Genomic DNA, 23893 nt, shown 5'->3' with positions numbered 1-23893 from the left:
CCTTCTCTGTCACGCGAGATGCAAAAACGGCTCAGGGGCATGGAAAAAAATCAGGCGCGGGCTTCGACCGTCACCCAGTAGCGGGTAAAGCGCCTGACCCGCACCGGCAAGGCCACCTCCAGCAGGTCGAGAATCCGCTCGCTGTCGGCCAGTGGATAGCTGCCGGAAATCAACAGCTCGGCCACCTCCGGGGCGCAGTTGAGCTGGCCGCGGCGGTAGCGGCCCAGCTCGCCGAGAAAGTCGCCAAGGCGCATGTGCGCCGCCACCAGCATGCCATCAACCCAAGCGCCGGCATTCGGGTCCAGCACCTGGCGGCCTTGCCATTGCGGGCCGTTGAAGCGGGCTTGCAAACCCGCGGCCAGGGCGTTGCCGGCAAGGCTGGCGCTGCCCTGATGAACCGCGAGCAGGCTGTAGTGCTCGAACTGGCGCAGGTTGTAGCGCCCGCTCCCCAGTTGCAGCAGGCCGAAGTCCGTCAGCAGGCGCAAGGGCCGGGCGTCATCGGCCACCGTGAGTTGCAGCTCGCCTTCAAGCAGGCGTACCAGGCGCCGCTGGCTGTCGAAGCGCACGTCGGCGCTGCTGCGGGTGTTCAGGTGTAACTGGCTGCCGTCGTCGAGTTGCAGGCGGCGGCGTTCGCCGACCGGGCTGCGGTAGTCGGCGAGCAGGCCGGGCATGGGATTGTGCTGTTGCAGGCTGAGCCCCGCCGCGCCGCCGACGCCGAGTATCAGCAAGGTCTTGAGTGCCCGGCGACGGCTCGCCGAACGGGGCGCCTGAAGCGCGGCATGGGCCAAGGGTGACGACAATCCGCTCAGCCGCTGGTTGACCCGCTGGATATGCTCCCACGCCCGCCGATGGTCCTCGTGGGCCTGCAACCACTGCTGCATGGCCTGCTGCTGGCGCGGGTCGAGCCCACCACCTTGCAGTTCGATCAGCCAGTGCACGGCCTGCTCGGCCACCTGGGGTGAAAATTCCTGGTGGGCCGTGTTCATAGGGCGAAGTAACAGCGCAAGGCCGCCTTGTTCAGGTAGCGCTTGACCGTGGCCAGCGAAATGTTCAGCTGCGCCGCGATTTCGCCATAGCTCAGGCCATCGACCTGGGCCAGCAGGAAAGCGCGCTTGACCACCGGCGCCAGGCCGTCGAGCAGGCGGTCAAGCTCCAGCAGGGTTTCAAGGATGATTGCCCGGTGCTCTTCCGATGGCGCCAGTTCTTCCGGCAATTGGGCCAGGGCCTGGAGGTAGGCACGCTCCAGGTCCTGGCGCCGGTAGTGATTGAACAACACGCGCTTGGCCACGGTGGTCAGGAACGCCCGTGGCTCGTTGAGCACTGGTGTTTCGCGGGCCTGCAACAGGCGCATGAAGGTGTCCTGGGCCAGGTCGGCGGCATTGTCGGGGCAGCCCAGGCGTCGGCGCAGCCAGCCGGTCAGCCAGCTGTGATGGGCGTGGTAGAGGCCTTCGAGCGAAGAAGGGGAGGACGCACTGGGCACCGTGAACACTCCGGCGCCAAGCTGCGCAACAGAATAAGAATTGTTCGCATTGTAGAGAGGTGCTGTGCGCTCGGCAATCAGGCGCTGACTGATGGCAAGACCAGAAGCGGCAAAATGTAAATAACGTAAATACGCTTTACTCTCATTTGAGAATCTTTAGCATCCGCGCCCTGAATGAATTTACCCAATCTTTACAGTTCTCAGGGAGAGGTCCTCGTGTCCCCGTTTTTCACCAAGTCGTGCCTTGCACTCACCATTTGCTCGCTGTACACCGCCCAGGCCAGTGCCGAAACCAAATCGCTGGAGCTGGACAATGTCGTGGTGACCGCCTCGGGTTTCTCCCAGCAGATCAAGGATGCGCCGGCGTCGATTTCGGTGATTACCCGCGAGCAGATCGAGAACAAATCCTACCGTGACGTCACTGACGCCCTGCGCGATGTGCCAGGCGTGGTCGTCACCGGTGGCGCCAGTTCCAGCGACATCAGCATTCGCGGCATGGCCTCCAAGTACACCCTGATGCTGGTCGACGGCAAGCGCCAGGACTCCCGGGCCACCCGCCCCAACAGTGACGGTGCCGGCATCGAGCAAGGCTGGATGCCGCCGCTGGAAGCCATCGAGCGGATCGAAGTGGTGCGTGGCCCGATGTCGTCGCTGTATGGTTCCGACGCCATGGGCGGGGTGATCAACATCATCACCCGCAAGGTGACACCGACCTGGTATGGCGGCGTGCGCAGCGAAGCGACCTTCCAGGACCGCTCCGACTCGGGTGACTACAACAGCACCAGCGCCTTCATCTCCGGGCCGCTGGTCGAGGGGTTGGTGGGCTTGCAGCTGTACGGCCTGACCTCCCACCGCGATGAAGACCACATCGTCAACGGCTTCAACGAACAGAGCACCGACAGCGGCACCGCCAAGCTCTCGTTCACCCCTGACGAGCACAACGACATCACCCTGGAAGCGGGCAAGTCCGAGCAGGAGCGCAACGCCACCGTGGGCCGTTCGGCGCGCTCCTCCGACAGCGAAAACGATTACGACCGCACCAACTTCTCGATCACCCACTCCGGCCGCTGGGACAGCCTGACCAGCGAAAGCTACCTGCAACGCGAGAAGATCGAGAACCCCGGCCGGCGCATGGAGCTGGAGAACACGGTCCTCAACTCCCAGGTCTCGTACTTCAGCGAGTCGCACATCACCACCTTCGGTGGCCAGTACAAGTACGAAGACCTGAGTGACGAAGGCAACCAACTGGCGTCGGCCTCCAGCGTGAACCAGCTGACGCGTTGGTCGTGGGCACTGTTCGCCGAAGACGAGTGGCGCCTGACCGATGACTTCGCCCTGACCGGCGGCCTGCGCATGGACCGCGACGAGAACTACGGTACGCACTGGTCGCCGCGCCTGTACGGGGTTTATCACCCGACCGAGCACTGGACCGTCAAGGGGGGGGTGTCCAGCGGCTATCGCTCGCCGGATATCCGTGCAGCGGTGGATGACTGGGGCCAGATCACCGGCGGCGGTGGCGACCCGGCAATCATCGTCGGCAACTCCAGCCTCAAGCCTGAAGAAAGCCTGAGCCAGGAAATCGGCGTGATCTGGGACAACCTGGAAGGGTTCTCCACGGGCCTGACCGTGTTCAACACCGACTTCAAGGACAAGATCACCGAACAGCGCCGCTGCACCGACAGCACCGGCAATGCCTCGGGCCAATGCCAGATCGGCGGCACCTCGTACAAGTTCATCAGCGACCGGGTGAACGTGGATGAAGCGCAAATGCGCGGTATCGAAGCGACCCTGGACTGGGACATCACCCAGAGCCTGTCGCTGGCCACCAACTACACCTTCACCGACTCCGAGCAGAAGAGCGGCCCGCAGAAGGGCAAGGCCCTGAACCAGATGCCACGGCACATGTTCAACGCCACCCTGGACTGGCAGACCACCGATCAACTGGGCACCTGGGCGCGCATGAACTACCGCAGCCGCACCTCCGACTACCTGGGCCGCACCACCATGTCCGACGGCACGCCGTCCTACACCTTCGTCGACCTGGGCGGCACCTACCGGGTGACCAAGAACCTCAAGTTGCTGGCCGGTGTGTACAACGTGTTCAACAAAGAAGTGGACTACGAGAACTTCCAGACCGTGCTCGATGGCCGTCGCTACACCGTGGGTGTCGACCTGTCGTTCTAAGGTAGGGTGCCCTCGGCTTTGCCTGTGAGAATATAAATCATTACTATTGGCGACTCTTCACAAGGAATGGATGCCATGAAAAGCAAAGCCGCCGGGCTGCCCCTCAGTTATCGCCTGGCTGTGACGTCGCGTTGCCTGGCCGCTGTATTTGGCGGTTACCTGCTGGCGTCGATGTCCAGCGTCTGCATCAGCCTGCTGGCGCCGATACCCAAGGCTGAAGCAGTGATCAGCGGCATGATGCTGTCGTTCCTGTTCTACCTGGTGGCCTTCTTGTGGTGTTTCGCCAGCCGAAGTGCCTGGCAGGCCTGGCTTGGGGTGTTATTGCCAAGCCTGGTGCTGGGCGCGATCAATGGCCTGGCCTACTGGATGAAAAGCTGATGAAAGAGGGATTTCGCCAGGCCATGGCCTGGCTGCATACCTGGACCGGGCTGATTTTTGGCTGGCTGTTGTTCGCGATTTTCCTCACCGGGACCCTGTCGTACTTCAAGGAAGAGATCACGCACTGGGCCCAGCCCGAGGTGCCGACCCGGGCGCTGGACCCGGCGGCCAGCCTGGCGCTGGCCCAGACCTATCTGCAGGAACACGCGCCCACTGCGGGCAGTTGGTTCATCCGCCTGCCCGAGGCGCGTGAGCCTGCGCTGAGTGTCGGCTGGCGCGCCGAAGGGGCCGGGCGACGGGGCTTTATCGACAAGACCCTGGACCCTGCCACCGGCGAGGAAGTGCAGGCACGTGAAACCCGGGGTGGCGATTTCTTCTACCGCTTCCATTTCCAGCTGGAGATGCCCCATCCGTGGGGGCGCTGGTTGTCGACCTTCGCCGCCTTCATCATGCTGCTGGGGCTGGTGACCGGGATCATCACCCACAAGAAGATCTTCAAGGAGTTCTTCACCTTCCGCCCCGGCAAGGGCCAGCGCTCCTGGCTCGATGGCCACAACGCCATCGGCGTGCTGGTGCTGCCGTTTCACCTGATGATCAGCTACAGCAGCCTGGTGATCTTCATGTCGATGGTGATGCCGGCGAGCATCATCGCCAGCTACGGCGACAACACTCGCGGCTTTTTCAATGATCTGTTCGGCGCGCCCCGCGAGGTCAAGGCGACCGGTGTTGCCGCGCCAATGCTGCCGTTGCCGACGCTGTACGAGAAGGTCCAGGAACAGGCGCCGGGCACTCGCCTGGGCTGGATCGAGGTGCAGAACCCCGGCGATCAGAACGCCCGGGTGCGCTTCACCCGGCATGCCGGTGACCGCATTGCCCACATGCGCGGTGGCGGCTGGACCTATGACGGCGTCAACGGCGAGCTGCAGGGCGCCAGCACCATCGAAGCCACGCCGATGCTGATCTCCGGCGGTATGTACGGCTTGCACATGGGCGTGTTTGCCGGGCCTTGGCTGCGCTGGTTGTATTTCTTCTTCGGCCTTGCGGGCACTGCCGTGATCGGCACCGGCCTGGTGCTGTGGCTGGGCAAGCGCCAGCTCAAACACGCCAAGAGCGGCAGCCAGCCGGGTGAGCTGCGCCTGGTGGAGGTGCTGAACATCGCCAGCATGAGCGGCCTGCTGCTCGGCGTGGCGGCATTCTTCTGGGCCAACCGCTTGTTGCCGGTGGGGCTTGAGGGCCGGGCAGGCTGGGAGGTCAATAGCTTCTTCCTGCTCTGGGGATTGTCGGTGCTGCACGCCATGCTGCGGCCGGGCCGTCGCGCCTGGGCCGAGCAACTGGGGCTGGCGGCGCTGCTGTGGGGCACCTTGCCGTTGCTTAATCAGCTGACCACCGGCCAGGGCCTGGTGCATTCGATTTCGGCGGGCGACTGGGCCATGGCCGGCGTCGACCTCACCGCCCTGGGCAGTGGCCTGTTCCTGGCCTGGGCGGCGATGAAAATGTGGCGCCCGCCCGTGGTCGCGGCCAAACGCGCACCCAAGGCTGCGAAGGCAGCCAGCGCCAACCTGATCGAAAGCGAGGTGAACTGATGCTGGCCGTTGCCCTGTTCGGTTTTGCCGGTTTCGCCATCCTCTGCCTGTCGATGGAGAAGCACTACAAGGACTTGCTCAACGCTGCGCCGTCGGCGGCGCGTCTGCGCAGCCTGCGCGTCGGAGGTTGGCTGTTGTTGCTGGTGGCGCTGTGGCTGGCGGTACGTCACAGCGGCTGGGCCATGGGCCTGGTCGAGCTGTTTGCGGTGTTGATGGCGGGGGTGACCTTCTGGGTGTTCCTGCTGCCGTACAAACCGCGGCTGTTGCTGGGCGCGCTGGCGATCAGCCTGGTGCTCGGGCCGGTGCTGGTGGTGTTGCCTAGCGCCTGAACGCCAGCCGGTAATCCCCAGGCGTCGCCCCCAGCGCCTGGCGAAAGCGGTTGTTGAAGTGGCTGGCACTGGCAAAGCCGCACTGCAGGGCGACCTGGCCCAGCGGCAGGTCGCCCAGGCGCAGTAACCGGCAGGCCAGTTGCAGGCGGCGGGCCAGCACATACTGGTGCGGTGGCAGGCCGAAGCTTGCGCGGAACATGCGGGCGAAGTGGTATTCGGACAGGTTGCAGCGCCCGGCCAGTTCGCCAAGGGTAATGGCCTGGTCCAGGTGCGATTCGATGTAGTCGATCAGTTGCCGGCGCTGGTGGGGTGCCAGCCCGCCCTTGAGGCGCAGGCCCTGGCGCAGGCCGGCCTGGCAGAGCACAGCATGATCGACGATGCCGTGGGCCAGGCTGCTGGCCAGCAAGCGCTCGGCAGGCTCGTCCCAGTCCAGGCTGATCAGTTGGCGAAAGCGCACGGCCTGTTCGGGATCATCCAGGAACGTTGCCTCCTGCAACTGCATCTCCCGCGGCTCGCGGTCGAGCAGGCGGATACAGCCCAGGGCGAACTGTTCCTCGCTGATGTACAGGTGCGCCAGGCGGATCGGGCCATTCACCACCCAGTTGGATTCGTGGCCGGCGGGCATGATGCACAGCTTGTTCGGCGCGCCCTTGTCGGCCGGGCGCTGGCGGCGGAAGGTACCGGTGCCGTCGGCGATGTAGCAGGAGAGTGTGTGGTGGCTCGGCGCCTGGTAGTCGCGGGCATCGTCACGGTTGCGCCACAGGGCTGCAGCCAGGCCGTCACCCAAGTGCGCGCTGTGCTCCAGGCGCGCGTGGGGTGATGAGTGCATGGCATTGAAGACTTGCAGTTGGTTCAGTGGCGTCATTGGCTCTACCTCGTAGGGCCAATCCTACTCCGGCGCTTTTGTCCTGACAGCAGGGGGCGACGCAAAAGCGCAAGTTTGTGCAAGCGGGCAGGGGGTGGTGGCGCTGACACTGGGCTCCAAGCCGGAGGAGTCTTGCCATGAACCTGTCGTTGTACCTGCTCACCGTACTGATCTGGGGCACCACCTGGATCGCCCTGAAACTGCAACTGGGCGTGGTCGCCATTCCGGTGTCGATCGTCTACCGCTTTGCCCTGGCCGGGCTGATCCTGTTCGCCATCCTCTTGCTCAGCCGCCGCCTGCAGCCGATGGACCGACGCGGTCATGGCATCTGCCTGGCCCAGGGCCTGTGCCTGTTCTGCATCAACTTCATGTGCTTTCTTACCGCCAGCCAGTGGATTCCCAGTGGCCTGATCGCCGTGGTGTTTTCCACGGCCACGTTGTGGAACGCGCTCAACGCCCGGGTGTTCTTCGGCCAGAAGATCGCCGCCAATGTGCTCGCCGGCGGGGCCTTGGGGCTGGCGGGCCTGGGCCTGCTGTTCTGGCCCGAACTGGCCGGGCATGCGGCCAGCCGCGAGACAGTGATCGGCCTGGGCCTGGCGCTGCTGGGCACCTTGTGTTTCTCGGCGGGTAACCTGTTGTCGAGCCTGCAGCAGAAGGCCGGGCTCAAGCCAATGACCACCAACGCCTGGGGCATGCTCTATGGCGCCTTGATGTTGGCGGGCTACTGCCTGTTCAGCGGTATACCCTTCGACATGGAGTGGAACACCCGCTACATCGGCTCGCTGCTGTACCTGGTGATTCCGGGCTCGGTAATCGGCTTTACCGCCTACCTCACCCTGGTCGGGCGCATGGGGCCGGAGCGGGCCGCGTATTGCACGGTGCTGTTCCCGCTGGTGGCGTTGAACGTGTCGGCGTTCTATGAGGGCTATCAATGGACAGCGCCGGCGCTGGCGGGGTTGGTGCTGGTGATGCTGGGGAACGTTTTGGTGTTCAGGAAGGTGAAGGTGGCGCCGGGCAAACCTGCGCCCAGCGGTCGGCGCGGGCTTGCCCCGCGATAACTGCCAGGGAAGTGGTGCCAGGGTATGTCGGACTGGCAAGAGTGCTAGGTTGCGCGCCCTCAGATCTACCGCTCTCTTGTAAAGGACGTTTCCAATGAAAAGCATCCGCGCCAAACATGCGCTGCCCACCGGCTTCGCGATCATGTTGTCTGCCTGCGCCTCGATCATCCCGCAGGCGGCCATTGCAGGCGGACAGCATGTGGCTGACCGACTCAATGCGCGCTACCTCAACACCGTGCCCGACTGCCACAGGGAGCCGGCTTTCACCTGCAGCGGGCTGATGGTTCGAGTGCTCAGCCCGTTTGGAGATGTCCAGCCCCTGGACCCTACCCCGGTGCAGATTGCCCGCAACGGGGTTTCCTTTTCATACCTGCGCAAGGACCTTGGCATTACCCGCTTGTACCAGCTGGGGTGGGCCGGGTACGTGGTTGCAATGGATAACCCCAGAGGGGCCGAACCCCTCGTCGCACGCTGTTCGTTTCCTGTCGATGCCTACACCGATTCCCGTCCGGATTCCTGCGGCATCTCGGACAGAGACATGACGCCGGTGCGGGAAAGCCAGCCATGTGCCCAGCAGGGAATCGGCAGCCCGGGGGAGTGGGGACAGTATTTTTCGGCGATCACCGATGAGCGCTTCAGCTGTTCATTCGATACCAGCGTTATCGGATTTCGCATCAGTCTCGAATCCCGGAACTTGATTCCCCAAGATTCCAATCGGCACTTCGAGTGGAACGAGGTCGTGCTGGCGCCGTGGAAGCAGGAGGATGTGCAGCACCTGCCGGTCGAGGCTGTTTTCTACTCGGGGCTTCAGGAGGACATGCTGCCGATCGAGCGCGTGCACCAGCATCAGTGCCGCATCTACTTTGCGACCAAGCGCCGTGTCCCGTTGCTGCACCTGCAACTGGATGACCCCGAGCAGCCAGTGTTTCGCTTCAATCAGGCGGACCAGATCGACTTCGATGCGGCGACGCCTGCCTGTGTCTATCCAAAGGTTTCGACAGCCTGACCGGTAGGAGGCATCGCGGGGCAAGGCCGTTCCTGCAGGAGCGGCCTTGCCCCGCGAGAGGTTTCGCTTACTTCCACACCTGCGGGTTCACCAAATCTTTCGGCCGCTCACCCAGCAGCGCACTGCGCAGGTTGTCGATGGCGCGGTTGGCCATGGCCTCGCGGGTTTCGGCCGTGGCCGAGCCTACGTGCGGCAGGGTCAGGGCGTTGGGCAACTGGAACAGCGGCGATTCGGTCAGCGGTTCTTTCTCGTACACATCCAGGCCCGCGCCACGAATGGTGCCGGCTTGCAGGGCCTGCACCAGCGCCGCTTCATCCACCACCGGCCCACGCGAGACGTTGATCAGGAAGGCGCTGGGCTTCATCAGTTGCAGTTCCCGGGTGCTGATCAGGTGCTTGGTCTGCGGTCCGAGTGGCACCACCAGGCAAACGAAATCGGCCTCGGCCAGCAGTTCGTCCAGGCTGCGGAACTGGGCGCCCAGCTCCTGCTCCAGCGCAGGCTTGCGCGAGTTGCCGCTGTAGAGGACCGGCATGTTGAAGCCGAACCGACCGCGCCGGGCAATCGCTGCACCGATGTTGCCAAGGCCGACGATACCCAGGGTCTTGCCATGCACATCACTGCCGAACTGCGCCGGTCCCACGGTGCCTTGCCACTGGCCAGCCTTGGTCCAGGCATCGAGTTCGGCCACCCGGCGGGCGCTACCCATGAGCAGGGCAAAGCCAAGGTCTGCGGTGCTTTCGGTCAGCACATCCGGGGTGTTGGTCAGGGCGATGCCGCGGGCGTTGAAGTAGTTCAGGTCATAGTTGTCGTAGCCCACCGAAACGCTCGACACCACCTCGAGCCTGGCGGCATTGGCCAGTTGCGCTTCGCCCAGTTTGCGGCCAACGCCGATCAGGCCGTGGGCCTCGGGCAGCGCCTCGTTGAACTGGGCGCTGATGTCGCCCAGCTTGGGGTTGGGCACGATCACGTTGAAGTCTTGCTGCAAGCGCTCGACCATCGCCGGGGTGATGCGGCTGAAGGCTAGGACGGTCTTTTTCATCGGCAAAATCTCTGCGGGCGGTGGAGAATGAGTAGCACGCTATCATTCTCCACCGCCCCTGTGCAGCAAGATTTCAGTTGGCGATCAGCAGTTCGTGGGTCTTGAGGTCGGCTTCGTGGGCGGCGAGGATTTCCGGCAACGAATTGCGCAGGTATTCGACCCAGGTCTTGATCTTGGCATCCAGGTACTGGCGAGAGGGGTAGATCGCGTACAGGTTCAGCTCCTGCAGGCGGTACTCGGGCATCACCCGTACCAGCGAGCCATCACGCAGGCCCTCGATGGCCGAATAGATCGGCAGTACGCCGACACCCATGCCGCTGCGAATCGCGGTTTTCATGGCATCGGCGGAGTTCACCTGGAACGGCGCCTGGGTAATGTTGACCACTTCCTGGCCTTCGGGGCCGTCGAACAGCCACTTCTCCAGCGGGATCACCGGGCTGACCATGCGCAGGCAGGCATGCTGGAGCAGATCGCTGGGCTTTTGCGCGATGCCGTGACGGCTGACGTAGTCGGGCGAGGCGCAGACGATGCTGTAGGTGATGCCCAGGCGCTGGGACACGAAGCCCGAATCCGGCAGTTCGCTGGCCAGCACGATGGACACGTCATAGCCCTCGTCGAGCAGGTCCGGCACGCGGTTGGCCATGGTCAGGTCGAAGGTCACGTCGGGGTGCGTTTCGCGGTAGCGGGCAATGGCATCAATGACAAAATGCTGGCCGACACCGGTCATCGAATGCACTTTCAGTTGCCCGGCCGGGCGGGCATGGGCGTCGCTGGCCTCGGCTTCGGCTTCTTCGACATAGGTGAGGATCTGTTCGCAGCGCATCAAGTAGCGCTTGCCAGCTTCGGTCAGGGCGATACGGCGGGTGGTGCGGTTGAGCAGGCGGGTTTGCAGATGGGCTTCAAGATTGGAGACCGCCCGCGAGACGTTGGCGGTGGTCGTATCCAATTGCACGGCTGCGGCAGTAAAGCTGCCGACTTGCGCCACACAACTAAAAGCACGCATGTTTTGCAGGGTGTCCATGGGTCGCTCTCAAAGTAGACGACAAATTGTGACATGAAGTAACAGTGTCGGTCTTCAGACTAAAGCCGGATTATCGCTGTTTTCGTAACAAAGATTCGCAGTAATACACGCTTATCGCCAGTGCAGCCGCCCCCTAGAATTACGCTCTCCTAGCGTCATCCACTTCTATGTCGGGAATTTGCAGCTGTGCCGCGTCGCATCATCAGAGCGCTCAATGCGCTCAGTGCCTGTGCCCTTAGCTTGACCTTGAGCGGCTGTATCGGAACCTGGGGCATTGCCCCGCAAAGCAAGACGCTGCAAGCCAATACCCTGACCACCGATGAGGCGATCCGCGAGGCCGCCCGTGATGCCCACTGGCCTGACCAGCAGTGGTGGCGCGCCTATGGCGATCCACAACTCGACCGCTGGATCGCCCTGGCCGTGCAGGGCAGCCCCAACATTGCCATGGCCGCCGCCCGGGTGCGCGAGGCCAAGGCCATGGCCGGGGTGGTCGAATCGGCCGAGAAACTCCAGGTCAACGGCGACGCCACCCTCAAGCGCCACAACTGGCCCGAAGACCAGTTCTACGGCCCCGGCGCGCTGTCGGGTGCCAACACCTGGGACAACAATGCGGCGCTGGGCTTCAGCTACGCCCTGGACCTCTGGGGCCGCGAGCGCAATGCCAGCGAACAGGCCGTGGACATGGCCCACATGAGCGCGGCGCAGTTGCGCCAGGCCCAGCTGGAGCTGCAGAACAACATCGTCAAGGTGTACATCCAGCTCTCCCTGCACTTTGCCCAGCGCGACATCGTCAAGGCCGAGCTTGAGCAACAGGAGCAGATCCTGGCCCTGGCCGAGCGGCGCCTGGCCGGTGGCATCGGCACCCACTTCGAGGTCAGCCAGGCACAGACACCGCTGCCGGAAACCCATCGCCAGCTCGACGCCCTCAACGAAGAGATCGCCCTGGCGCGCAACCAACTCGCGGCACTGGCCGGCAAGGGCCCGGGGGAGGGCGCGCAGCTGCAGCGGCCAAGCCTGACCCTGGGCGCGCCGCTGAAACTGCCGTCGGCCCTGCCGGCCGAACTGGTCGGCCAACGCCCTGACGTGGTCGCCAGCCGCTGGCAGGTGGCTGCGCAAGCGCGCGGTATCGACGTTGCCCATGCCGGCTTCTTTCCCAATGTCGACCTGGTCGGCGGGCTTGGCTTCATGGCCACCGGCGGCGGGCCACTGGAGTTTCTGACCGGGCGCAAGTTCAACTACAACGTGGGCCCGGCGATCAGCTTGCCGGTGTTCGACGGGGGGCGTCTGCGCTCGCAACTGGGCGTGGCGTCGGCGGGCTACGACATCGCCGTGGCACGCTACAACCAGACCGTGGTCGAGGCGCTCAAGGGCATCTCCGATCAGTTGATCCGCCGCGAGTCGATGCACGAGCAGCAGCATTTTGCCGCCGAGTCGGTGGCCTCGGCGCAGAAGACCTACGACATCGCCATGATCGCTTTCCAGCGCGGCCTGACCGATTACCTCAACGTGCTCAACGCCCAGACCCTGTTGTTCCGCCAGCAGCAGATCCAGCAGCAGGTCCAGGCCGCACGCCTGACCGCCCATGCCGAACTGGTCACCGCCCTGGGCGGCGGGCTGGGGGCTGGCCGCGATGTGCCGGATGAAGGCAAGCAAGCCGCGCCCAGCACACCTGCCACCCTGGCAATCTTCGATAAACCGGACCACGCCGAATGAGCGCCATGACGCTGCCGTTTCGCTGGCTGGCCAGCCTTGAGTGGCGCCGCGGGTTCTTCGAGTGGGCGCGCACCGACGGTGTCACCTGGGTGTATATCTTCAAGGTGCTGAGCGCGGCGTTCCTCACCTTGTGGCTGGCCATGCGCCTGGAGTTGCCGCAGCCGCGCACGGCGATGATCACCGTGTTCATCGTGATGCAGCCGCAGAGCGGGCACGTGTTCGCCAAGAGCTTCTGGCGGCTGCTGGGCACCCTGGCCGGTTCGTCGATGATGGTGGCGCTGATCGCGCTGTTCCCGCAGAACACCGAGCTGTTCTTGCCCAGCCTGGCACTGTGGGTAGGCCTGTGCTCGGCCGGCGCCATGCGCTACCGCACCTTCCGCGCCTATGGTTTCGTGCTGGCCGGGTACACCGCGGCAATGGTCGGCCTACCCGCACTGGAACACCCGGACGGGGCGTTCATGGCCGCCGTGTGGCGGGTGCTGGAAATCTCCCTGGGTATCCTCGTCTCGACCCTGGTCAGCGCCGCGATTCTGCCGCAGTCGGCCAGTGCGGCCATGCGCAACGCCCTGTACCAGCGCTTCGGTGTGTTCGCAGGTTTCGTCGCCGAGGGCCTGCGCGGCGACAGCCAGCGTGATCGCTTCGAGAGCAGCAACGTTCGCTTTGTGGCCGAGGCAGTGGGCCTGGAAAGCCTGCGTAACGTCACCGCCTTTGAGGACCCGCACATGCGCCGCCGCAATGGCCGGCTGGGGCGCATGAACAGCGAGTTCATGGCCATCACCACGCGCTTCAACGCCTTGCACCAGTTGCTTGAGCGCCTGCGTTCGCGCGGGCCATTGCAGATCGTCACCGCCATCGAGCCTGGTCTTTCGGCCCTGGCCGAACTGCTCGATGCCTATGCCGGCCGCGCCCTGACCGACGCTGATGCGGTGCGCCTGGCCGAGCAACTGGCGGCCTACAAGGAAAGCCTGCCGGAGCGGGTGCGCAGCCTGCGTGCGGCGTATGTCGAAACCGGGCCGAGCGATGCCGACCTGCTGGATTTCCACACCGCCTACGAGCTGCTCTATCGCTTTGTCGACGACATGCACAACTACGCCCAGACCCACGCCTCGCTGACCGAGCACAACCATGCCCGCGAGCAGTGGGACGAGCCCTATGTGGCACAGACCAACTGGATGGTGTCGCTGGCCGCCGGTGTGCGCGCCGCCTTCATCCTGCTGGTGCTGGGCAGCTTCTGGATCGCCACGGCGTGGCCGAGTGGGGCAATGATGACCCTGATCGCCGCCGCCACCGTGGGCTTGTCGGCGGCCACGCCCAACCCCAAGCGCATGTCGTTCCAGATGGCCTGCGGCACCTTGTTCGGCGCCTTCGTGGGCTTTTTCGAGACCTTCTTCGTCTTCCCCTGGATCGATGGCTTTGCATTGCTCTGCCTGGTGCTGGCGCCGGTGTTCGTGCTCGGCGCCTTCCTTGCCTCGCGCCCGGCCTATGCCGGCTACGGCCTGGGGTTGCTGATCTTCTTTGCCACCGGCTCGGTGCCCGACAACCTGACCATCTACAACCCCTACAACTTCATCAACGACTACATCGCCATGGTCATCGGCATGCTGGTCTGCGCCGCCGCCGGGGCGATCATCCTGCCGCCCAACAGCCGCTGGATGTGGAGTCGCCTGGAACTGGACCTGCGGGGCCAGGTGCTGTTCGCCATCAGCGGTCGCTTGCGCGGCCTGGGCTCGGGTTTCGAGAGCCGTACCCGCGACCTGCTGCACCAGGCCTATGGCCTGGCTGCCGGCAAGCCCCAGGTGCAGAGCAATCTGCTGCGCTGGATGTTCCTGGTGCTGGAGGTGGGGCACGCGATCATCGAGCTGCGCAAAGAGCAGGCGATCCTGCCGGTGCACCCGTGCTATGCCGAGTCCCAGCCCTGGCGCCAGGCCATCCGGGTGATGGGCCGGGCGCTGGCGCGGTTGTTCATGCAACCGAGCGCGAGCAATCACGAACGTGCCCTGGTGGCGGTGGACCATGCCATTAGCCGCGTGCAGGCCACCGACGAACCCTTTGCCCGCCACTTTGACACCTCGGCCCTGCGCCGGGTGCAGAGCTACCTGCACTTCATCCGTACTTCGCTGCTCGACCCCCAGTCGCCGCTGGCCGCCCTGGCCCCGGCCCAAGGACTGTCCCATGCCCCGTGAAATCGCCTTCCATGGCGTGTACATGCCCACCATGACCTTGATGTTCCTGTTCGCCGCCGGGCTTGCCTGGGGGCTGGACCGCTTCATTGCCAGCCACGATGGCTACCGCTTCTTCTGGCATCCGGCCTTGCTGCGCCTGTGCCTGTTTATCTGTTTGTTCGGTTCCATGGCCCTGACTCTCTACCGTTGAGACCCCGTTGATGAAAAAGTTTTTCAGCCTGATCGCCACCCTGCTCGTGCTGGCCGCTGCCGTGGTGATTGGTCGCCAGCTGTGGCTGCACTACATGAACACGCCCTGGACCCGGGACGGGCGGGTGCGCGCCGACATCATCAACGTTGCCGCCGACGTGCCGGGCTATGTGGTGGACGTGCCGGTGCGCGACAACCAACTGGTGAAGAAGGGCGAGGTGCTGATGCAGATCGACCCCGAGCACTACCAAGTGGCCGTCAGGCAGGCCCAGGCGTTGGTAGCCTCGCGCAAAGCCACCTGGGAAATGCGCAAGGTCAATGCCCACCGCCGTGCCGACATGGACAACCTGGTGATCTCCCGCGAGAACCGCGACGACGCCAGCAACATCGCCAACTCTGCCCTGGCCGATTACCAGCAGGCCCAGGCGCAACTGGCGGCGGCCGAGCTGGACCTCAAGCGCACGACGATCCTGGCCACGGTCGATGGCTACGTGACCAACCTCAACGTGCACCGTGGCGACTACGCGCGTACAGGCGAGCCGAAGATGGCGGTGGTCGATAAGGATTCGTTCTGGGTGTATGGCTTCTTTGAAGAAACCAAGCTGCCGCGGGTAAAGGTGGGCGATCAGGCCGAGTTGCAGATGATGAGTGGCGAGATGCTCAAGGGGCATGTGGAGAGCATTTCCCGCGGCATCTACGACCGCGACAACCCGGAGAGCCGCGAGCTGATCGCGGACGTGAACCCCACCTTCAACTGGGTGCGCCTGGCCCAGCGGGTGCCGGTGCGGATTCACATTGACGACGTGCCGGAAGGGTTCTTGCTGGCGGCGGGCATGACCTGCACCGTGGTAGTCAAGGCCCTGTAGGAGCGGGCTTGCCCCGCGATAGCGATCGTCCTGCTCTATCGCATCGCGGGGCAAGCCCGCTCCAACAGCGGTGTATTTTCAGGCGCTGCGCGAATCCACCAATACCGGGCATTGGACCTGGTCGATCACTTTGTTGCTGATCGACGGGTCCAGCAGTCGGCCCAGCCGGTTCAGGTGGCGGTGGCCCATGATGATCAATGCGCAATCAATCGCCCTGGCCTGGGAAACGATCGCCGCCACCGGCTCGTCCGGCACCAGCACGCCCTCGCACTCGAAGCCCCACGCCCGTATCTGCTCCAGCGCCTGTTGAATCGCCGCGTTGGCATGGCGCTGTTCATCGGTCGCCGCCGGATACTCCTGCGCCTCGTAGGCGGTCACCCGCTCCAGCGCAAAGGCGCTGTCGACCGCCAGCACGACCTGCAACAGGTGCCTGTCCGGCAGGCAATACTGCCGGGCCAGCGCCAGCAATCCGTACGAAGCGCTGGAACCGTCAATGGCGATCAACACGGGACTGAGCATGCAGAGCCTCCACAGGGCAGGGGGTAGCCGGCCATTGTTGGTCAATCCCGCGCCCGGATAAATGGCCTGGCACGCACTGTGTAGTTGTGTCTGGCGCAACGCGTCGGCCGCCGCCGAACTGTTAACATTGCGCGTTATTCACCCTCGCTGATGGATGCCTGGCACATGCAGATCCCGGATATGAACCTGTTGGTCGCCCTCGATGCGCTGCTCGACGAAGGCAGTGTGGTGGGCGCGGCGCGGCGCATGAACCTGAGCCCTGCCGCCATGAGCCGGACCCTGGGGCGCATTCGTGAAGCCATCGGCGATCCGATCCTGGTCCGCGCCGGCCGCGGCCTTGTGCCGACGCCCCGGGCCCTGGCCCTGCACGAGCAGGTAAGGGGGCTGGTGGAGCAGGCGGGGCTGGTGTTTCGCAGCCGCGAAGAAGTCGACCTGGCCTCCCTGGACCGCGCCTTCAACATCCGCACCAACGACTTGTTCATCGCCCTGTATGGCGCCCAGTTGCTCAGCGCCATGCATGAGCAGGCGCCTCGCACCGTGCTGCGTTTTGTGCCGGAAAGCGGCGGTGACGACGATGCGGTACTGCGCGACGGGCGCACCGACCTGATTGTCAGTTCCACCATCGACCTTGGGCCGGAGATCAAGGTGCAGAGCCTGTTTCAGACCATCTACGTGGGGCTGGCACGGCAGGATCACCCGATCTTCGAGGCCGAGATCACCCCTGAGCGTTTTGCCGCCTATCCGCAGATCAGTGTGTCGCGCCGTGGCCGTGCCAACGGCCCGATCGACGCCGAGTTGTCCAATTACAAGGTGCAGCGCCGCGTGGCGTTGATCACGCCGAGTTTTCATTCAGCGATGTTTTCCCTGCCCGACTCCGACCTGCTGTTGCCCATGCCGGCCAATATCCTCAACAGCGTGACCAAGCTCGGCTTGCCGCTGCGCTCGTTCCGCATTCCCCTGCCGCTCGAGCGGGTGAACGTGATGCAGGCCTGGCACCCGCGGTTTGACAACGACCCGGCCCACCGCTGGCTGCGGCAAACCCTCAAGGCCTGTTGTAGCGAGAATCCTTGAGGCGCGGATTGCGTTTGCTGCACTAGTAAACTGCCAATATGTCAGTTTTCGTCAACATTCCCACTTCTTAGACTTCTGCCGGTAGTTGTTCACCCCCGGAGATGTCTTACATGAGTTCGCTGACTGCGCTGCCCGCAGCTGTCGCACCTGCACCGGTCGCCACCCCCGCAGCACCCGCGGCATTTGGCCTGCGCATTGTGGTGGGGTTGCTCGGTGTGTTGCTGGCGGTGCTCTGCGCCGGCCTCAACGAAATGGTCACCAAGGCGTCGCTGGCCGATATCCGTGGCGCGATGTTCATCGGCGCCGACGAAGGTGCCTGGCTGATTGCCGTGTATGCGGCGGCCTCGGTGTCGGCCATGGCGTTTTCGCCGTGGATGGCCGCGACCTTTTCCCTGCGCCGCTTCACCCTCTGCGCCATCGGCGCCTTTGCCCTGCTCGGGCTGCTGCAGCCCTATGCGCCGAACCTCTCCAGCCTGATGCTGCTGCGGACCCTGCAAGGCCTGGCCTCCGGGGCGTTGCCGCCGATGCTGATGAGTGTCGCGCTGCGCTTTCTGCCACCGGGGATCAAAGTCTACGGCCTGGCCGGCTACGCCCTGACCGCCACCTTCGGGCCTAACCTGGGCACGCCGCTGGCGGGCCTGTGGACCGAGTACGTGGGCTGGCAGTGGGCGTTCTGGCAGATCATCGCGCCGTCGCTGGTGGCCATGGCCTGCGTGGCCTGGGGACTGCCCCAGGACCCGCTGCGCCTGGAGCGTTTCAAGCAGTTCGACTGGCGCGGCCTGCTGCTCGGCTTGCCGGCCATCTGCGCGTTGGTGGTCGGCCTGACCCTGGGGGATCGCATGGGCTGGTTCAACTCGCCCTTGATCTGCTGGCTGCTCGGCGGTGGCCTGGTACTGCTGGTGCTGTTCATGGTCAACGAATGGTCCGAGCCGTTGCCGTTCTTCAAGTTGCAGATGCTCAAGACCCGCAACCTGACCCACGCGCTGGTGACCCTGTGTGGGGTGCTGATCGTGCTCACGGCGGTGATCATCATTCCGTCGAGCTTCCTTGCCCAGATCCAGGGCTATCGGCCGGCACAGACCGGCCCGCTGATGTTGCTGGTGGCCGGTCCGCAGCTGCTGGCGCTGCCGCTGGTGGCGGCGCTTTGCAATATCCGCGCGGTGGATTGCCGCTGGGTGCTGGCGGCAGGCCTTGGCCTGCTGGCGCTGTCGTGCTGGGCCGGTACCCAGCTCACCAGTGTGTGGATCCGCGACAACTTCTACTTGCTGCAAGCCCTGCACATCTTCGCCCAGCCCATGGCCGTGCTGCCGCTGCTGATGCTCGCCACCGGCGGCATGACGCCCCAGGACGGCCCCTTCGCCTCGGCCTGGTTCAACACCGTCAAGGGCCTGGCCTCGGTGGTGGCGGCCGGTCTGATCGAGGCGTTGACCACCGTGCGGCGGCACTTTCATTCCAACAACCTGGTGGACAGCCTCGGCAATTCACCCCTGACCGACGAGGGTGCGGCAGGGCTTGCCCGGCGCATTCACGACCAGGCGCTGGTGCTGACCAGTGCCGACCTCTACCTGTGCATGGCGCTGCTGGCGCTGGCGCTGATTCTGCTGATTCCGTTTGTGCCGACCCGGATCTACCCGCCGCGTGCCGTGGCCTGACGAACTTGTGAAGTGAGAAAAACAACATGACGTTGAACAACACTCGAAAAACCGCCTTGATCGCCGCCGTGCTGGTGCTCGCTGTGGGCGCAGGCGTACTGCTGCTGTCGGGCAATGCCCGTGAGCAATCGACCAACGATGCCTACGTGTCGGCCGACTACACCGTGGTGGCGCCCAAGGTCTCGGGCTTTATCAAGCAAGTGCTGGTGGCGGACAACGAGCAGGTCAAGGCCGGGCAGTTGCTGGCGCTGATCGATGATCGCGACTACCAGGCCGCACTGGCCGCCGCCGAGGCCCAGGCGCTGATGTCGCGGGCGCAGAAGCAGAACGCCAGGGCAACGCTGGAGCGTCAGGCCTCGCTGATCGCCCAGGCCCAGGCGGCGGTGGCGGCCGATGAAGCGCAGCTGGCCTTCGCCAACCATGAACTGACTCGTCACAGCCGCCTGGCCGAGCAGGGCGCGGGCACGGTGCAGAACGCCCAGCAGGCTCGCAGCCGCGTCGACCAGGCCCGGGCCCGACTGGCCAACTCCAGCGCCGCGCTGGCGGCGGCGCGCAAGCAGATCGACATACTCAACGCCCAGCTTGACGCTGCGCAAGGCAGCCTGCAGCAAGCCCAGGCCAGCCTTGAACGGGCGCGCCTGGATGTGTCCTACACACGCATCGTCGCGCCCATCGACGGCATGGTCGGCGAGCGTGCGCTGCGCGTCGGCGCCTATGTAAACCCCGGTGCCCGGCTGCTGTCGGTGGTACCCCTGGCCCAGGCCTATGTGGTGGCCAACTTCCAGGAAACCCAACTGACCCACGTGCAACCCGGCCAGCCGGTGAACATCAGCGTCGACACCTTTTCCGGTGAGCGTCTGCACGGCCATGTGCAGAGTCTGGCACCGGCTACCGGGGTGACCTTTGCCGCCATCAAGCCGGACAACGCCACCGGCAACTTCACCAAGGTGGTGCAGCGCATTCCGGTGAAGATCGTCTTCGACGCCGACCAGCCGTTGCTTGAGCGCCTGCGGGTAGGCATGTCGGTGGTGGCGACCATCGACACCGAAGCCAAGGTGTTCGCTGCCAACGAGGTCAGTGCCCGATGAAACAGGCCTTCACGCTTTCGCCATTGCTGCTGGGCCTGCTGCTCGGCGGCTGCACCCTGGGGCCTGATTTCAGCGCACCCGACACCCAGGCGCCGGCCGCCTGGGCAGCGTTGCAACAGACTGCGGCGCCAAGCCAGCCCGAAGAAGGCGCACTGCAACAGCGCTGGTGGGACAGTTTCGATGACCCGCTCCTGACCGAACTGATCGAGCAGGCCAGCCAGCGCAACCTCGACCTGCAAATGGCCAGCGCCCGCCTGCTGCAAAGTCGGGCCGTGCGCCAGAGCATCGCTGCCGAGCAAACCCCGGCGGTGGATCTGGGGGCCGGCTACAGTCGTGCCCGCAACAGTGCCGAAGGGCTCAATGACCCGTCCGGCAAGAGCGGCAAGTCGGCGTTCAGCCTCTGGCAAGGCGACCTTGCGGCCAGTTGGGAACTCGATTTGTGGGGGCGGGTGCGCCGCCAGGTGGAGGAGGCCGATGCGGGGGTTCAGGTGGCCGAAAATGATCGGCGCGGCGTGTTGTTGTCGCTGCTGGCCGACACTGCGGGCAACTACATTCAGCTGCGCGCGGTGCAGCACACCCTGGCGGTCACCCGCGACAACCTGGAGGTGGCGCGGCACAGCCTGCGGCTGTCGCAGATGCGCTTGAACGACGGTGTCGCCACCGCCCTTGACGTGGCCCAGGCCTCGGCCCAGGTGGCGTCGATCGAAGCGCGCCTGCCGCTGCTCGACGATCGCCAGGCCCAGTTGATCAATGCCTTGAGTCTGTTGCTGGCCGAGCCACCGCGCCGTTTGCAGGCGCGTCTGTTGCCCTCGGCGCAGATGCCGGCGCCGCAGCAACGCTTCGCCATTGGCGTGCCGTCGGAACTGGCCCAGCGCCGTCCCGATATCCGCCAGGCCGAAGCGCAGTTGCATGCGGCCACCGCCAGCATCGGCGTGGCCAAGGCGGACTTCTACCCGAGCATTCGCCTGTCGGGCAACCTCGGTTTGCAGTCGCTGCAACTGGCCGATTTTGGCAGTTGGGATGCACGCCGCTTTGCCATTGGCCCACAGTTGAGCCTGCCGATTTTCGAGGGTGGGCGCTTGACCGGGGTGCTCAAGTTGCGCGAGGCGCAGCAGCAGGAAGCGGCCTTGCACTACCAGCAAGTGGTGTTGCGCGCCTGGCATGAGGTTGACGATGTGTTGCGCCTGTACAACGCCAGTCAGCTGCGGCGTGACCTGCTCGCCGAAGCCGTGCGCCAGAACCGTATCGCCCTGGAGACCGCCCAGCGCCAATACGTCGAAGGGGCGGTGGATTTCCTCAATGTGCTCAGCGTGCAGGGCGCGTTGCTGGCCAGCGAAGAACAGTGGGTTGAAAGCTCGGCGGCGGTGTCCCAGGCCCTGGTCGGCTTGTACAAGTCACTCGGCGGAGGCTGGCAGGCGTTCGACCTGCCTGCCACCGCAGCGCTTACAACGGACGGCTGAGGCCGAAGCGCTTTTTCAGCACCGTGTCCAGCAAGCTGCGCGGCAGCCAGCGGGCCATCAGCGGCAGCGCGCGGCTGCCGTTGCCCAGGCGTACCAGTGACGGCGTGGGCTGTTTGTTCACGGCGCCGAGCAGGCCCTGGGCGAATGCCGTGGCCGTGGTGGGGTGGTCCTGGGAGGCGCGGGCGCGGGCGTGAACCTGTTCGCGCAGCGGCCACCACGGCGAGTCGGCGGCCAGCACCTGTTCGGCCTGGGTTTGCGCGTTGTCGGCAAACTGCGTGGCAATGGCCCCGGGTTGCACTTCCATCACGCGGATACCGAAGGGCGCCAGTTCCAGGCGCAGGGCGTCGCTCAGCGCATGCACCGCAGCCTTCGAGGCACAGTAGGCCCCGGCAAACGGGGTGACCAGCACGCCCGACACGCTGCCGATGTTCACCACCAGGCCTTTGTTGCGGCGCAGTGCCGGGAACAGCGCGCGGGTCACGCCGACCAGTGCGAACACGTTGGTTTCAAACTGCCGCTGCATCGCCTCCACGCCGCCATCGAGCAGCGGGCCCATGGCGCCGTAGCCGGCGTTGTTGATCAGAATATCGAGTCCGTTGTGCTCGGCTTCGATCTCCTCGCTCAGGCGATGCAGGGTCTGGGCATCGTTGACGTCCAGCTGGCGCGCCTTGAAGCCGGCCGCCTCCAGCCGTGTGACGTCTTCGGCTTTGCGGGCCGTGGCCCAGACCTGGTGACCGGCGTCCTTGAAACTGTCGGCCAGGGCGCGGCCGATGCCGCTGGAACAACCGGTGATGAGCACGATGGGCATGAGTTGGACCTGATGATCGGCGAAGGTGGGTCGATCATACGGTAGCCCGGGGGAGAAATGGTTCATCACTGGATTTTCGGGAAAGTTTGGCTTGGCTTGGGTGGCGGTGGCGGTGGCGGTGGCGGTGGCGGTGGCGGTGGGGAGCTTATCCATTTTGTGTGGTGGGGCCACTGGCCCCTTCCGCCCTTACGGCGGCTTACTTTTTTTCAGTCGAAAAAAAAAGTAAGCAAAAAATTCTTGCCCCACCAGGGGCCCTGCGCTTCGCTCCGGGTCCCCTCGCTACGGTGTCGTTACGGGGCATTGCGAGCTACGAGTTGCAAGCAACTCTACGCTTCGCAACTTCGGCATTCGCCGAAGGCGCTGCGCGCTAGCCCCTCCACGACACCTCCGTTCGGCCCTTCTGGTTAACGGGGCGGGTGGATCAAGATCAAGAGCACAATTCGCTGCGCTCTTGCTTTTGGACCACGGTGGGTCAGTAAACACAGCTTTTGCTTTTGCTTTTGCTTTTGCTTTTGATCTTGCTTTTGATCTACCTGCCCCGTTAACCAGAAGGGCCGAGCGTAGGTGTCGTGTAGGGGTGAGTGCGAAGCACCTTCGGCGTTAGCCGAAGTCGCGAGACGTAGACTTGGCGAAGCAAGTCGTAGGCCGCGATACCCCGTAGCGACACCGGAGTGAGGGGACCCGGAGCGAAGCGTAGGGCCCCTGGTGGGGCGAGAATTTTTTGCTTACTTTTTTTTCGACTGAAAAAAAGTAAGGCGCCGTAAGGGCGCAAAGGTGACTCAGCGCCGCCTTGGCAAACGGATAAGCCCGCAGCACTAAAAGCCACAAAACCACAAAACCACAAAACCACAAAACCACAAAACCACAAAGAACATCAAACCCGTAAATCCGTGAAGAACCGAAAAAATCCTAGTTGGCGAAGCTGCCCTGCAACTGCTCGGCACGAAACTCCAGCGATTGCGGCCGGTAACCCGAGCGCAGCGGCGGCAGGGGCAGGCAGTCGCTCCAGTCGGCGCCGGGTTGCAGTTCGCCGGGGCCCCGGTAGCGGGGGGCGCTGTAGGTGTTTTCGTTGAGGTTGACACTATCGCCGGGGGTGTAGGCGGCGATGCGCCAGCGCACGCTCAGCATCGGTACGTCGTTGCCGTTTTTCATGCTGACGCGCAGGGGGCGGTCGGCGGGGCAGGTGTCGGGGGCATAGGCAACGCGCAGGTCCAGGCGTGCCAGTTGATAGGCTTCGCGGTTGTCCTGCCAGATCACCCAGAGTGCGACCAGGCCCAGGCCGAACACGGCCGAGAGTGAGATGGGCAGAGCTTTGGCCGGGTAGCGCAACAGCAGTACCAGCCAGGTGAGAACGAGCAGGGCGCCGATGATCATGGGCGAGGCCTTGGGTCAGGAAGAGCC

Annotated in this window: 22 protein-coding genes; 14 read left to right on the top strand and 8 right to left on the bottom strand. The window is 64.5% G+C overall.

Features of this window, described 5'->3' with window-relative positions; translation table 11 throughout:
- Nucleotides 1-50 precede the first annotated feature (50 nt).
- Both U9R80_RS23135 and U9R80_RS23130 read right to left on the bottom strand, forming a co-directional pair.
- Complete coding sequence (locus U9R80_RS23135) at nt 51-986, bottom strand: DUF4880 domain-containing protein (protein WP_301840164.1); 936 nt, start codon at nt 984-986, stop codon at nt 51-53.
- A complete protein-coding gene (locus tag U9R80_RS23130) occupies nt 983-1480 on the bottom strand; it encodes a sigma-70 family RNA polymerase sigma factor (RefSeq protein ID WP_301840165.1) in 498 nt (165 codons plus the stop codon). Before U9R80_RS23130 ends, U9R80_RS23135 begins: the two co-directional genes overlap by 4 nt.
- A gap of 216 nt (nt 1481-1696) precedes the next feature.
- Between U9R80_RS23130 and U9R80_RS23125 the strand changes: the two genes are divergently transcribed.
- From U9R80_RS23125 to U9R80_RS23110, 4 genes are all read left to right on the top strand, one after another.
- Nucleotides 1697-3664, top strand: a complete 1968-nt coding sequence (locus tag U9R80_RS23125) for a ligand-gated channel protein (protein ID WP_301840167.1) — start codon at nt 1697-1699, stop codon at nt 3662-3664.
- A gap of 75 nt (nt 3665-3739) precedes the next feature.
- Nucleotides 3740-4042, top strand: a complete 303-nt coding sequence (locus U9R80_RS23120) for a DUF3649 domain-containing protein (protein WP_301840168.1) — start codon at nt 3740-3742, stop codon at nt 4040-4042.
- Nucleotides 4042-5625 carry a PepSY-associated TM helix domain-containing protein gene (locus U9R80_RS23115; protein ID WP_301840169.1) on the top strand — a complete coding sequence of 528 codons (1584 nt, stop codon included), beginning with the start codon at nt 4042-4044 and terminating at the stop codon, nt 5623-5625. Before U9R80_RS23120 ends, U9R80_RS23115 begins: the two co-directional genes overlap by 1 nt.
- Nucleotides 5625-5954: a DUF3325 domain-containing protein gene (locus U9R80_RS23110; RefSeq protein WP_301840170.1), complete on the top strand. Its 330-nt coding sequence runs from the start codon at nt 5625-5627 to the stop codon at nt 5952-5954. The genes U9R80_RS23115 and U9R80_RS23110 overlap by 1 nt, the downstream gene beginning before the upstream one ends.
- Here the strand turns inward: U9R80_RS23110 and U9R80_RS23105 are convergent.
- Nucleotides 5944-6819, bottom strand: a complete 876-nt coding sequence (locus tag U9R80_RS23105; RefSeq protein WP_301840171.1) for a helix-turn-helix domain-containing protein — start codon at nt 6817-6819, stop codon at nt 5944-5946. The two genes, U9R80_RS23110 and U9R80_RS23105, sit on opposite strands and share 11 nt — an antisense overlap.
- Nucleotides 6820-6956: 137 nt before the next feature.
- On the opposite strand from U9R80_RS23105, the gene U9R80_RS23100 reads away from it, so the two are divergent.
- On the top strand, nt 6957-7877 hold the full coding sequence (locus tag U9R80_RS23100; protein WP_301840172.1) for a DMT family transporter: 921 nt from the start codon (nt 6957-6959) through the stop codon (nt 7875-7877).
- A gap of 94 nt (nt 7878-7971) precedes the next feature.
- Nucleotides 7972-8883 carry a hypothetical protein gene (locus U9R80_RS23095; RefSeq protein ID WP_301840173.1) on the top strand — a complete coding sequence of 304 codons (912 nt, stop codon included), beginning with the start codon at nt 7972-7974 and terminating at the stop codon, nt 8881-8883.
- Between the two features lie 67 nt (nt 8884-8950).
- Here U9R80_RS23095 and U9R80_RS23090 read toward each other — a convergent pair whose 3' ends face one another.
- Both U9R80_RS23090 and U9R80_RS23085 read right to left on the bottom strand, forming a co-directional pair.
- Nucleotides 8951-9922 carry a 2-hydroxyacid dehydrogenase gene (locus tag U9R80_RS23090; RefSeq protein WP_301840174.1) on the bottom strand — a complete coding sequence of 324 codons (972 nt, stop codon included), beginning with the start codon at nt 9920-9922 and terminating at the stop codon, nt 8951-8953.
- A 73-nt stretch (nt 9923-9995) separates the two neighbouring features.
- Complete coding sequence (locus U9R80_RS23085) at nt 9996-10943, bottom strand: LysR family transcriptional regulator (RefSeq protein ID WP_301840175.1); 948 nt, start codon at nt 10941-10943, stop codon at nt 9996-9998.
- Between the two features lie 186 nt (nt 10944-11129).
- On the opposite strand from U9R80_RS23085, the gene U9R80_RS23080 reads away from it, so the two are divergent.
- Genes U9R80_RS23080 through U9R80_RS23065 form a run of 4 tightly spaced genes read left to right on the top strand, consistent with a single transcriptional unit; the run spans nt 11130 to nt 15894 of the window.
- Nucleotides 11130-12656: an efflux transporter outer membrane subunit gene (locus U9R80_RS23080; RefSeq protein WP_301840176.1), complete on the top strand. Its 1527-nt coding sequence runs from the start codon at nt 11130-11132 to the stop codon at nt 12654-12656.
- Nucleotides 12653-14839: an FUSC family protein gene (locus tag U9R80_RS23075; RefSeq protein WP_301840177.1), complete on the top strand. Its 2187-nt coding sequence runs from the start codon at nt 12653-12655 to the stop codon at nt 14837-14839. Before U9R80_RS23080 ends, U9R80_RS23075 begins: the two co-directional genes overlap by 4 nt.
- Nucleotides 14829-15029, top strand: coding sequence for a DUF1656 domain-containing protein (locus U9R80_RS23070; protein ID WP_028943216.1), 201 nt, complete (start codon nt 14829-14831; stop codon nt 15027-15029). Before U9R80_RS23075 ends, U9R80_RS23070 begins: the two co-directional genes overlap by 11 nt.
- A gap of 10 nt (nt 15030-15039) precedes the next feature.
- Nucleotides 15040-15894: an efflux RND transporter periplasmic adaptor subunit gene (locus U9R80_RS23065; RefSeq protein WP_301840178.1), complete on the top strand. Its 855-nt coding sequence runs from the start codon at nt 15040-15042 to the stop codon at nt 15892-15894.
- A 78-nt stretch (nt 15895-15972) separates the two neighbouring features.
- Here U9R80_RS23065 and U9R80_RS23060 read toward each other — a convergent pair whose 3' ends face one another.
- Complete coding sequence (locus U9R80_RS23060; protein ID WP_301840179.1) at nt 15973-16413, bottom strand: universal stress protein; 441 nt, start codon at nt 16411-16413, stop codon at nt 15973-15975.
- A gap of 165 nt (nt 16414-16578) precedes the next feature.
- Here U9R80_RS23060 and U9R80_RS23055 point away from each other — a divergent pair, with 165 nt between their 5' ends.
- From U9R80_RS23055 to U9R80_RS23040, 4 genes are all read left to right on the top strand, one after another.
- Entirely contained in the window at nt 16579-17484 is a 906-nt protein-coding gene (locus U9R80_RS23055) for a LysR family transcriptional regulator (RefSeq protein ID WP_301840180.1), read from the top strand.
- 110 nt (nt 17485-17594) lie between these two features.
- A complete protein-coding gene (locus tag U9R80_RS23050) occupies nt 17595-19136 on the top strand; it encodes an MFS transporter (RefSeq protein WP_301840181.1) in 1542 nt (513 codons plus the stop codon).
- A 32-nt stretch (nt 19137-19168) separates the two neighbouring features.
- Nucleotides 19169-20224 carry an HlyD family secretion protein gene (locus U9R80_RS23045; RefSeq protein ID WP_301840420.1) on the top strand — a complete coding sequence of 352 codons (1056 nt, stop codon included), beginning with the start codon at nt 19169-19171 and terminating at the stop codon, nt 20222-20224.
- Nucleotides 20221-21684, top strand: a complete 1464-nt coding sequence (locus U9R80_RS23040) for an efflux transporter outer membrane subunit (RefSeq protein ID WP_301840182.1) — start codon at nt 20221-20223, stop codon at nt 21682-21684. The genes U9R80_RS23045 and U9R80_RS23040 overlap by 4 nt, the downstream gene beginning before the upstream one ends.
- Here U9R80_RS23040 and U9R80_RS23035 read toward each other — a convergent pair.
- Nucleotides 21668-22492, bottom strand: coding sequence for an SDR family oxidoreductase (locus U9R80_RS23035; protein ID WP_301840184.1), 825 nt, complete (start codon nt 22490-22492; stop codon nt 21668-21670). The genes U9R80_RS23040 and U9R80_RS23035 overlap by 17 nt on opposite strands.
- 909 nt (nt 22493-23401) lie before the next feature.
- Nucleotides 23402-23866 (bottom strand): multidrug transporter, encoded by a 465-nt coding sequence (locus U9R80_RS23030; protein ID WP_301840185.1) that lies wholly within the window; start codon nt 23864-23866, stop codon nt 23402-23404.
- Between the last annotated feature and the right edge of the window lie 27 nt (nt 23867-23893).

The sequence above is a fragment of the Pseudomonas sp. JQ170C genome, from assembly GCF_035581345.1.
In the GTDB taxonomy this organism is placed as follows: Bacteria; Pseudomonadota; Gammaproteobacteria; order Pseudomonadales; family Pseudomonadaceae; genus Aquipseudomonas.
Note: the sequence above shows the minus strand (reverse complement) of the source record. Positions and strands in the feature narration are given on the sequence as shown.